The organism is Sphingopyxis sp. P1IMeth2 (assembly GCF_900185685.1).
Classification (GTDB): Bacteria; Pseudomonadota; Alphaproteobacteria; order Sphingomonadales; family Sphingomonadaceae; genus Sphingopyxis; species Sphingopyxis terrae_A.
The window spans coordinates 188541-198390 of record NZ_FYAT01000016.1 but is presented as its reverse complement, the minus strand read 5'-3'; the positions used below and the strand labels follow the sequence as shown (position 1 = coordinate 198390).

Annotated in this window: 9 protein-coding genes; 2 read left to right on the top strand and 7 right to left on the bottom strand. The window is 64.0% G+C overall.

Going from position 1 to position 9850, the window contains the following annotated elements:
* Window positions 1-155 precede the first annotated feature (155 nt).
* Entirely contained in the window at window positions 156-1058 is a 903-nt protein-coding gene (locus P1IM2_RS16750; protein ID WP_003039091.1) for an SDR family oxidoreductase, read from the bottom strand.
* Between the two features lie 218 nt (window positions 1059-1276).
* Between P1IM2_RS16750 and P1IM2_RS16745 the strand changes: the two genes are divergently transcribed.
* Window positions 1277-2662, top strand: coding sequence for an OprO/OprP family phosphate-selective porin (locus P1IM2_RS16745; RefSeq protein ID WP_186403173.1), 1386 nt, complete (start codon window positions 1277-1279; stop codon window positions 2660-2662).
* Window positions 2663-2867: 205 nt separating this feature from the next.
* On the opposite strand, the gene phoB is transcribed toward P1IM2_RS16745, so the two are convergent.
* The 6 genes from phoB to P1IM2_RS16715 form a co-directional block, all read right to left on the bottom strand.
* Entirely contained in the window at window positions 2868-3566 is a 699-nt protein-coding gene (phoB, locus tag P1IM2_RS16740; RefSeq protein WP_003039086.1) for a phosphate regulon transcriptional regulator PhoB, read from the bottom strand.
* Complete coding sequence (gene phoU / locus P1IM2_RS16735) at window positions 3566-4279, bottom strand: phosphate signaling complex protein PhoU (protein WP_003039083.1); 714 nt, start codon at window positions 4277-4279, stop codon at window positions 3566-3568. Before phoU ends, phoB begins: the two co-directional genes overlap by 1 nt.
* A gap of 41 nt (window positions 4280-4320) precedes the next feature.
* The gene (pstB, locus tag P1IM2_RS16730; RefSeq protein ID WP_003039081.1) at window positions 4321-5103 is read right to left on the bottom strand and encodes a phosphate ABC transporter ATP-binding protein PstB; all 783 of its coding nucleotides are present in this window, start codon (window positions 5101-5103) and stop codon (window positions 4321-4323) included.
* Between the two features lie 17 nt (window positions 5104-5120).
* Window positions 5121-6377, bottom strand: coding sequence for a phosphate ABC transporter permease PstA (pstA, locus tag P1IM2_RS16725; protein WP_186403172.1), 1257 nt, complete (start codon window positions 6375-6377; stop codon window positions 5121-5123).
* On the bottom strand, window positions 6370-7746 hold the full coding sequence (pstC, locus tag P1IM2_RS16720; RefSeq protein WP_186403171.1) for a phosphate ABC transporter permease subunit PstC: 1377 nt from the start codon (window positions 7744-7746) through the stop codon (window positions 6370-6372). Before pstC ends, pstA begins: the two co-directional genes overlap by 8 nt.
* Before the next feature lie 264 nt (window positions 7747-8010).
* Window positions 8011-9072: a substrate-binding domain-containing protein gene (locus P1IM2_RS16715; protein WP_186403170.1), complete on the bottom strand. Its 1062-nt coding sequence runs from the start codon at window positions 9070-9072 to the stop codon at window positions 8011-8013.
* A gap of 435 nt (window positions 9073-9507) precedes the next feature.
* On the opposite strand from P1IM2_RS16715, the gene P1IM2_RS16710 reads away from it, so the two are divergent.
* Complete coding sequence (locus P1IM2_RS16710; RefSeq protein WP_186403169.1) at window positions 9508-9777, top strand: hypothetical protein; 270 nt, start codon at window positions 9508-9510, stop codon at window positions 9775-9777.
* Window positions 9778-9850: the final 73 nt, after the last annotated feature.

Genomic DNA, 9850 nt, shown 5'->3' with positions numbered 1-9850 from the left:
CGCCTCGTCGACGCAGGAAAACCCCCAAAGCTCATCATCGTCGCCATCATCCGAAAACTCGTCGTCGCGCTCAACGCCATCATCCGAGATGAGCAGCCTTGGAAAGCTTGAAGACGGTTGCTCCCCACCACTGCGCGGCAGGGAGGAGCAATCACTCAGCCGAGCGCCTGCAAGGCCTTCATCACAACCATCGACTGTTCGCTGCCCGACTGGGGCACGATTTCGCCGGTACGGTCGATGATCTTGTCCCACGCCGCGGCGACGCCTTCGGGCGTGCGCTGGTCTTCGGGCAGGGCGACGCCCGGGGTCGCTGTGATGTAGGCGGCGTGATAGGCGCCCGCACCTGCGCCGACGATCATGTTCGACGGGGCATCTTCGCTCACCAGGAACAGCGCGGCCGGCGCGACATTTTCGGGGGTGAATTTTTCGAACAGTTCGGGCGGGAAAATGTCTTCGGTCATGCGCGTGCCCGCGACCGGCGCGATCGTGTTGCAGCGGATGTTATATTTCGCGCCTTCGAGGTGCAGCGTCTTGGTAAGACCGGCAAGGCCGAGCTTCGCCGCGCCGTAATTGGCCTGCCCGAAATTGCCGTAGAGGCCGGTCGACGAGGCGGTCATCAGGATGCGGCCATAGGCCTGGTCGCGCATCAGATCCCAGCATGCCTTGGTGACGTTCGCGCTGCCGAGCAGATGGACCTGCACGACGAGGTTGAAATCCTCCATCGTCATCTTGGCAAAGCTCTTGTCGCGCAGGATGCCGGCGTTGTTGATCAGGATGTGGACGCCGCCCCATTCCTCTTTCGCCTTGGCCACCATTTCGACCATATGCTCATATTCGGTGACGCTGCCGCCGTTCGACATGGCGGTGCCGCCCGCGGCGCGGATTTCCTCGACGACCTGCAGAGCGGCGTCCGAATGGCCGGTGCCGTCGCGGGCGCCCCCGAGGTCGTTGACGACGACCTTGGCGCCGCGCCGGGCGAGTTCGAGCGCATAGGCGCGGCCCAGGCCGCCGCCGGCGCCGGTGACAATGGCAACGCGGCCGTCAAATTTGATCGTCATGCTGATCTCCCATGAGGGGCGTCCCGCGAAAGGTTGCCCAAGAAAACTGGCACGTCCTTAACCGCTCGCGGCGGGCAGGCAAGAGGGGAGGGGCAATTTTGGCGGGTGCAACAAAATGCCGACTGTCATCGAAATGTAACGGAAATGACGTGCGACTGTCATCTGACCGTCATAACAGCGCCACCGGATCGTCACCTTTTCGCAATGGAGCCTTCTGCATGCGTCCGACCCTGACCGCCGCCCTGTTGGCGACGACGATGTTCTGCATCCCCACGACCGCGCATGCGCAGGCGTTGAGTGCCGAGGAAGCCGCCGCGCTGCGCGCCGAACTGGCTGCCCTCAAGGCCAAGGTCCAGACGCTCGAAGACCGCCTCGATGCCGCGACCGCGCCGGGCGCCATTCCATCGGGCACGGCGACCGCAGCAACGCCAGCGCCTGCTCCGGTAACGGCCGCGGCAGCCCCCGCGAAACCCGGCACCGACATCGCGTGGAAGGGCGCGCCCGAGATCAAGACCGCCGACGGCTGGAGCTTCAAGCCGCGCGGCCGCATCCAGCTCGATCTCGCCAGCATCGACGCGCCGCCGGGCGTCACCGACACGCATGGCGGCCTGGCGACCGAATTCCGCCGCGTCTATCTGGGCGTCGACGGCAAGATCCCGGGCGGAATCAGCTACCGCGTCGAGGCCGATGTCGCGAACAGCTCGGTTGAACTGACCGACGTCTATCTGACCTATGGCACCGGCCCGCTCTCGATCACCGCCGGGCAGATCAAACCTTTCTGGTCGCTCGAGGAAATGACGAGCGATCTCTTCACCAGCTTCGCCGAACGCGCCGCCTTTACCCAGGCCTTCGGTTTCGAGCGGCGCGTCGGCCTGTCGGGCCAGTACAAGGGCAAAGCGCTGCTCGTGCAGGGCGGGGTGTTCGGCGACAATGCCAACGACCTGCTGAGCGATTCGGACAATAGCGTGAGCGTCGACGGCCGGGTGGTGTGGATGCCCCGCTTCGGCGATACGCAGCTTCACCTCGGGACGTCGGCGCACTGGCGCAAGGCGAATGACGGGCCGACCGCGGTGCGTTACGCCGCGCGGCCCTTTGTCCACACGACGAACAGCCGGCTTGTCGACACCGGCACATTCACCGCGACGAGCGAGCGCGGACTGGGGCTTGAGGGCGCGCTGATCGCCGGGCCGTTGCACGTCGCCAGCGAAGGCTTCTGGCAGACCGCGCGCCGCCCTGGCCTTGCCGACCCGACCTTCTTTGGCGGCTATGCCGAAGTCGGCTATGTGCTGACGCGCGGCGATCGCCGCGGGTACAAAGACGGCAGCTTCGACCGTCTCGTGCCGTCGCGCCCGATCACCGCAGGCGGCCCCGGCGCGATCGAGATCAACGCCCGGTACGACCATCTCGACCTCAGCGATGCGGGGATCACCGGCGGGCGCCAGCGCACGCTGGGTGTCGCGGTCGTGTGGGCACCGATCCCCTATCTGCGCCTGACCGCCAACTACGGCCATCTGATGTACGACGATGCCGCGATCGGCAGCACGAGCGGCGACCGCAACTATTCGGCCGACGCCTTCGGCCTGCGGACGCAGATCGACTTCTGATTGGGGGAGTCTGCTTTGGGGAGGGAAGCTGCCACCCGCTATTTTCGTCATCCCGGCGAAGGCCGGGATCTCTCCGGTGCGCTATTTCGTTAGGTAGAGATCCCGGCCTTCGCCGGGATGACGATGAAAGAAAGATCGGCCTACAGCCGAACCGGCCGTTAGCCGTCAATCACAGAGCCGCCCCGCAAGCGAATCTTCTGCCAGATCAGACGCTTTTCCCCGCGTCGAGCGCATAGCCTGCGGATCGCACGGTCCGGATGATGTCGGCGGTTCCGGGCAGGTTAATCGCCTTGCGCAGGCGCCGGATATGGACGTCGACGGTGCGCAGTTCGATGTCGCTGTCCTGGCCCCATACGCTGTCGAGCAATTGTCCGCGCGAAAACACGCGGCCGGGATGCTCCATGAAGTGGCGCAGCAGGCGGAATTCGGTCGGCCCCATGCTCACCACCTGACCACCGCGGACCACCTTGTGCGCCACCGAATCGAGTTCGATGTCGGCATAGGCCAGGATCTCGCCGGCCAGCGCCGGGCGCAGGCGGCGCAGCACCGCGGAAACGCGCGCCACCAGTTCGCGCGGGCTGAACGGTTTGGTGACATAATCATCGGCACCGGTTTCGAGGCCGCGGATGCGGTCCTCTTCCTCGCCGCGCGCGGTCAGCATGATGATCGGCACATTCGCCGATTTCGGGTTGCGGCGCAGGCGGCGGCACACCTCGATTCCCGGCAGGCTTTCGATCATCCAGTCGAGCAGGACGATGTCGGGCACGCGTTCCTCGACGAGGACGAGCGCCTGCTCCCCGTCCGGGGTCTGGCGGACCGAAAAACCTTCGCGGGCGAAATGCCAGACGATGAGTTCGGCGATCGCCTCGTCATCCTCGATCAGCAGCAGGTCGGGCTGCGGCATCAGCCTTGCTCCTTCTCCGCCGTCGCGCTGTCTTCGGGCGTTTCGCCGCGTTCGCGCTCCTCCATCCGCTCACCGGTGACGACATAATAGACCATCTCGGCGATGTTGGTCGCATGGTCGCCCATTCGTTCCAGATTCTTGGCGACGAACAGCAGATGCGCGCTCTCGGTAATATATTTCGGATTTTCCATCATGAAGGTGACGAGCGTGCGGAAGATGCTGTTGTAGAAATCGTCGACATTCTTGTCGCGCACAGTGACGCGCACCGCGAGGTCGGCGTCGCGCGCAGCGAAGCTGTCGAGCGCGTCGTGGATCAGCTCGGCAACGATGGCCGACATCGACATCAGCACCGGGATCGACTCGATCGATCGCGTCTGGTCCATCAGCGCAACGCGCTTGGCGATATTCTTCGCATAGTCGCCGATCCGTTCGACGACCGACACGATCTTGAGCGCCGCGATCATCTCGCGCAGATCGTCGGCCATCGGGGCGCGGAGCGCGATCGTCTGCACCGTGAGCTGTTCGACTTCGGCTTCGAGAGCGTCGATCTTCTTGTCGCCCTCCACCACTTGCGCCGCGAGGGCGAGGTCGCCCTTGCTGAGCGCGGTCATCGCCTGGAGGAGCGCCTGTTCGGCGCGCCCGCCCATTTCGCTGATCAGGCCGCGGAGGCGATTGATGTCCTCGTCGAACGCCTTGACCGTATGATCGTTCACAACTGCCATCGTTCTCGTTCCTGTCCTTCTTCGCCCGCGCCTTAACCGTAGCGGCCGGTGATATAATCCTTGGTGCGTTCCTGCTTCGGGTTGGTGAAGATGTCGGTCGTCTTACCGTATTCGACCAGCGTCCCGAGGTGGAAAAAGGCGGTGCGCTGCGACACGCGGGCCGCCTGCTGCATATTATGCGTGACGATCACGATAGCATATTTGCCGCGCAGTTCGTGGATCAGCTCCTCGATCTTTGCGGTCGCGATCGGGTCGAGCGCCGAGCAGGGCTCGTCCATCAGGATGACTTCGGGGTCGACCGCAATCGCCCGCGCGATGCACAGACGCTGCTGCTGGCCGCCCGACAGCGCGGTGCCGCTTTCATTGAGACGGTCCTTGACCTCGTCCCACAGCCCGGCGCGGGTCAGCGCGCGCTCGACGATGACGTCGAGATCGGCCTTGTTCGCGGCAAGCCCGTGGATGCGCGAGCCATAGGCGACATTGTCATAGATCGACTTGGGAAAGGGATTGGGCTTCTGGAACACCATGCCGACGCGCGCGCGCAACTGCACAACGTCCATCGACGGCGCGTAGATGTCCTCGCCGTCGAGCTCGATCCGGCCGGTGACGCGCGCGCTGGCGACGGTATCGTTCATGCGGTTGAGCGACCGCAGAAAGGTCGACTTGCCGCAGCCCGAGGGGCCGATGAAGGCGGTGACGAGGTCGGTGCCGACGTCGATCGACACGTCCTTGATCGCCTGCTTGTCGCCGTAGAAGACGTTGACGCCCTCGGCGCGCATCTTGGGATCGGCGATGATCAGATCGTCGTTGGTCATGGTCAGGGAGCTCATTTTCACCAGCGTTTTTCGAACTTGTTACGGAGATAGATGGCAAGGGCGTTCATCGACAGCAGCACGAACAGCAGCACGATGATCGCCGCCGACGTCTTTTCGACGAAGCCGCGATCGACCTCGTCCGACCAGAGAAAAATCTGCATCGGCAGCACCGTCGAGGGCGAGCAGAGGCCGCCCGGAACGTCACCGATGAAGGCGCGCATCCCGACGAGCAGCAGCGGCGCCGTCTCGCCCAGCGCGCGCGCCATGCCGATGATCGTGCCGGTCAGGATGCCGGGCAGGGCGAGCGGCAGGACATGGTGGAACACCACCTGCACGGGACTGGCCCCGACCCCCAATGCGGCGTCGCGGATCGACGGCGGCACCGACTTGATCGCGTTGCGGCTGGCGATGACGATCACCGGCATCGTCATCAGCGCCAGCGTCAACCCGCCGACGAGCGGGCTCGCCTGGCAGAGGCCGAACCAGTTGATGAACACCGCGAGCGCGAGCAGGCCGAAGATGATCGAGGGCACCGCGGCCAGATTGTTGATCGACACTTCGATCAGGTCGGTCCAGCGGTTCTTCGGCGCATATTCTTCCAGATAGAGCGCCGCGAGCACGCCGGTTGGAAAGGCGATCAGAAAGGCGATGAAGATCGTCATCAACGACCCCTTGAGCGCCCCCCAGATCCCCGCGACGGCAGGATCGGTCGCGTCGGCATTTTTGAAGAAGGGCGTGTGAAAGCCCGTCGACAGCTTGCCCTCCTTTTCGAGCGCATCGACCCGTTCGCCCAGCGCGCCTTTCGCGCCTTCCTTGGCGGCGATGTCGACCGCGCTCGATGCGGGGAGTTCGAACAGCGACTTGCCGCCGAGCAGCTCGGGATCGGCCTTGATCCGGGTGCGGACTTCCTTCCACGCATTTTCGCTGATCAGCTGCGACCCGTCCTTGCCCAGCGCCTCGTCGGCAGCAAAGGCGACGATGTCGGCGAGCCCGGCGTTGGCGATCACCTGATCGGCGTCGGCATCGGACAGTCGCGCCTTGTCAACCGTCAGCGGCATCGCCTTGAAGTCGATCGGCACCGCGACATGGGTGTAGGTAAAGCCGCGCGCGCCGTTGCCGACCATCACGAACAGCAGGAAGGCGAGGAAAAAGCCCGACAGCAGCACCGCGCCCAGCCCCATCGCCTTGAACCGGCGTTCGGCGGCATAGCGGCCCGCGATGCGCTTTTGCATCGCCGCGCCTTTCCAGTCGGTCGGGGCGGTGTCTCTATTCATAGGCTTCGCGATACTTTTTGACGATGCGCAGGGCGACTATGTTGAGCAGCAGCGTGACGATGAACAGCACGAGGCCGAGCGCGAAGGCCGCGAGCGTCTTGGCGCTGTCGAACTCCTGGTCGCCGGTCAGCAGCTTGACGATCTGCGCCGTCACCGTGGTGACACTGGCAAAGGGGTTGGCGGTGAGGTTGGCGGAGAGGCCCGCGGCCATCACAACGATCATCGTTTCGCCGATCGCGCGGCTGACCGCGAGCAAGATGCCGCCCATCACGCCCGGAAGCGCGGCGGGAATCAGCACCTGGCGGATCGTCTCGTTCGGCGTCGCGCCGAGCGCGAGGCTGCCGTCGCGCATCGCCTGCGGCACCGCATTGATGCTGTCGTCGGCCATCGACGAGACGAAGGGGATGATCATCACCCCCATTACGATACCCGCGGCAAGCGCGCTTTCGGTGCTCGCATTCGGCACGCCGAGCATCACCGCGAAATTGCGCAGCGCCGGCGCGACGGTCAGCGCCGCGAAATAGCCGTAAACGACGGTCGGCACTCCCGCCAGGATCTCGAGGCACGGCTTCACCCATTTGCGCACCGTCGGCGCCGCATATTGGGTGAGGTAGACCGCAGTCATCATCCCGATCGGGATGGCGACGATCATCGCGATGATCGCGCCGATCAGCACCGTACCCCAGAACAGCGGGATGCCGCCGAAGGTGCCGGGTTGCGGCGCGCCACTCTGCGGGTTCCAATAGGTGCCGAACAGCAGCTCGGTCGCGGGGACGAGGCGGAAGAAGCGGATCGATTCGAACAGCAGCGACAGCACGATGCCGAAGGTCGTCAAGATCGCAACGAGCGAGGCGATGAGCAGCAGCGCCATCACGATCCGCTCGACCCGCGTCCGGGCCCGGAAATCGGGCTTGATCCGCGTAAAGGCATAAAGCCCGCCGGCGAGCGCTAGCGCGAGCATCGCCGCGATGCCGATCCACGCGAAACGGTGCGTCGCGTCGGCATAGGGTTTGACGAGCGGCGCCGCCTCGGGGATGCGCACCGCCGCCTGCTTGCCCTGCGCGACGGCGCGCGCGTCGGACAGCATCGCGCCGCGTTCGAAGCCGAAGGCGGGCAGGCTCTGCGCCTCGGGACTGGCGAGCACCGCATTGGTGATCAGCGCCGGCGACATGCTCGACCAAACGGCAAGGAAGATCGCGGCGGGCGCGAACAGCCACAGCGCGACGTACCAGCCATGATATTGCGGCCGCGAATGCAGTCGGGTGCCCGCGCGGCCCGCGAGCAGCGCCGAGCGCGCCCGGCCAGCCAGCCAGCCGATCAGCGCAAGCCCCGCGATCAGGAGCAATAAGGCGGCGGCGTTGAAAGTCACATCGTCCCCGTTATCGTGTGGCCCGCCGCAACCCAAAGCGGCCGCGCGTGGCAATTTGATGACTCGGCGTCATAATTTCCGCCGTCATCGAACATGGCGTCATTGCGAGGAGCGAAGCGACGAAGCAATCTCCCGCCATCGGCATGGCGGTGCGCCGGCTGGGAGATTGCTTCGCTTCGCTCGCAATGACGAAATCCCCGCAAAAGGCGGCGGCCGGGGGCAGGGGGATGTGGCCCCCCGCGTCCCGGCCGCCGGCGGGGGAGATTATTTAAGCTCCGAACCGTCGAGCGGCGTCATGTCCTTCGCCGCGGCGGCGGCCTTCGCCGACACGTCGGGGGGCGAGATCACCAGGCCCTTGGCGGCCAGATAGCCGTCCTTCGCCGCACCCTTCAGGAATTCGGCGACATATTCGGCCAGGCCGGGGATCACGCCGACATGCGCCTTCTTGATATAGATGAACAGCGGGCGCGAGCCGGGATAGCTGCCGCCGGCGATCGTATCATAGGTCGGGCTGACGCCCTGCACCGGAACCGCCTTGATCTTGTCCTTGTTCGCATCGAGGTACGAAAAGCCGAAGATGCCCAGACTGTCGGGGTTCTTGTCGAGCTTCGAGATGATCAGGTTATCATTCTCGCCCTGTTCGACATAGTAGGGCGCGCCGCGCAGGCCGGTGCAGACCGCTTCATGCTTTTCCTTGTCGCTGTCCTTCAGCGCCTTCATCGCGGGGTCGGCATCGCAGCCCTTGCCCATGATCAGTTCCTTGAACGCGTCATAGGTGCCGCTGGTCGACGGCGGACCGAAGACCGAAATGCCGACCGCGGGCAGCGCCGGGTTGACGTCTTTCCACGTCTTCGCGGTGTTCGGCTTGCCATAGGGGTTCGCGGCCAGCGCCTTGTAGACATCGGCTTCGGTCAGCTTGAAGCCGGGGCCGCGCTGCGCTTCGCCCAGCGCGATGCCGTCGATGCCGACCTGGATTTCGACGATGTCCTTGACGCCATTCTTCTGGCAGGTGTCGAATTCCGACTTCTTCATCCGGCGCGAGGCGTTCGAGATGTCGGGGGTGTCGCCGCCGGCGCCCTGGCAAAAGCGTTCGAAGCCGCCGCCGGTGCCGGTCGAATCGATCTTCGGCGTCTTGTTGCCCGTCGCTTCGGCGAATTTTTCGCCGACCGCGGTGGCAAAGGGATAGACGGTCGAGGAGCCGACGGCGCTGATATAATCGCGCGCGGCGCCGCCCGAGGACGCCTGATCCTGACAAGCCGAAAGCGCCAGCGCGGCGGTCGCGGCGCAGGCGACCAGGCCGGTGGTGCGGGCAAATTTCTTCACCATGAAATGATCCTGTCGGGGGTCGTTACCGAACCAAGCCGCCACCCCCGCGGCGACTCGCTGAGGGCCATTTGGGGGTTTTGTGTGACGCGTTTGTGACAGCGAGTGTCATGGAAGTGTCATGCGCAATCCGTCAGGCTTTGGCTTTCGGTGGATCGTTTGATATGGGAAATTCATGATCTCGCCGGATGATTCAACGCACGTCATAGCTCATCTGAGCCATCCATACGGGTTTTTTCGCCTCTGCCCGAAGGACATTCCTGTTACGCGTTAATAGGCCTTACCGCTTCAGAATATGCCCGAAGTGAGAATGCACTCGATAACATCATTTTTGCGCTCGCGATGGTAAGCAGCGAAGTGGGCTCCTGCATTACAGGGCAATTTGTGGGAATGTACCCACGGTACCTCGCGCTAGCTCAACTATCTACGGCACGTTGTATGCCTGACGATGTGGTTAAGGAGATTAAGCGGCAGAGCGAGGTCTCCTCAAGGATTTCGGAAATCCGTAACCGGGCCATCCATGATGCGTGGATGAACGACAAAGATACGGGCGAGACCCAGCAGTTCAGAACCAAGGCCAAGAAAATATCCCACTATGGTCCGCAGCCCGTCCCGGTAGAGAGTCTGGAAGCGGGGCTCACTCAAATTCGGAATCATCTTGAGCGGATTTATGGACTCCGTCGAAGGATTTCCGAGTTATTACGCTGACCGAGGCCGTTGCCAAATAAATCTCAAATACGAAGGCATTCTATCCAAATTACTCTTAGCCTGCAGCTCGATG

Coding starts and splice junctions, on each gene's coding strand:
- phoB (WP_003039086.1), bottom strand. CDS start 3,566: ATGCCGCAGCCCGACCTGCTGCTGATCGAGGATGACGAGGCGATCGCC.
- P1IM2_RS16745 (WP_186403173.1), top strand. CDS start 1,277: ATGCGTCCGACCCTGACCGCCGCCCTGTTGGCGACGACGATGTTCTGC.
- pstA (WP_186403172.1), bottom strand. CDS start 6,377: ATGAATAGAGACACCGCCCCGACCGACTGGAAAGGCGCGGCGATGCAA.
- P1IM2_RS16715 (WP_186403170.1), bottom strand. CDS start 9,072: ATGGTGAAGAAATTTGCCCGCACCACCGGCCTGGTCGCCTGCGCCGCG.
- pstB (WP_003039081.1), bottom strand. CDS start 5,103: ATGACCAACGACGATCTGATCATCGCCGATCCCAAGATGCGCGCCGAG.
- P1IM2_RS16750 (WP_003039091.1), bottom strand. CDS start 1,058: ATGACGATCAAATTTGACGGCCGCGTTGCCATTGTCACCGGCGCCGGC.
- P1IM2_RS16710 (WP_186403169.1), top strand. CDS start 9,508: ATGCCTGACGATGTGGTTAAGGAGATTAAGCGGCAGAGCGAGGTCTCC.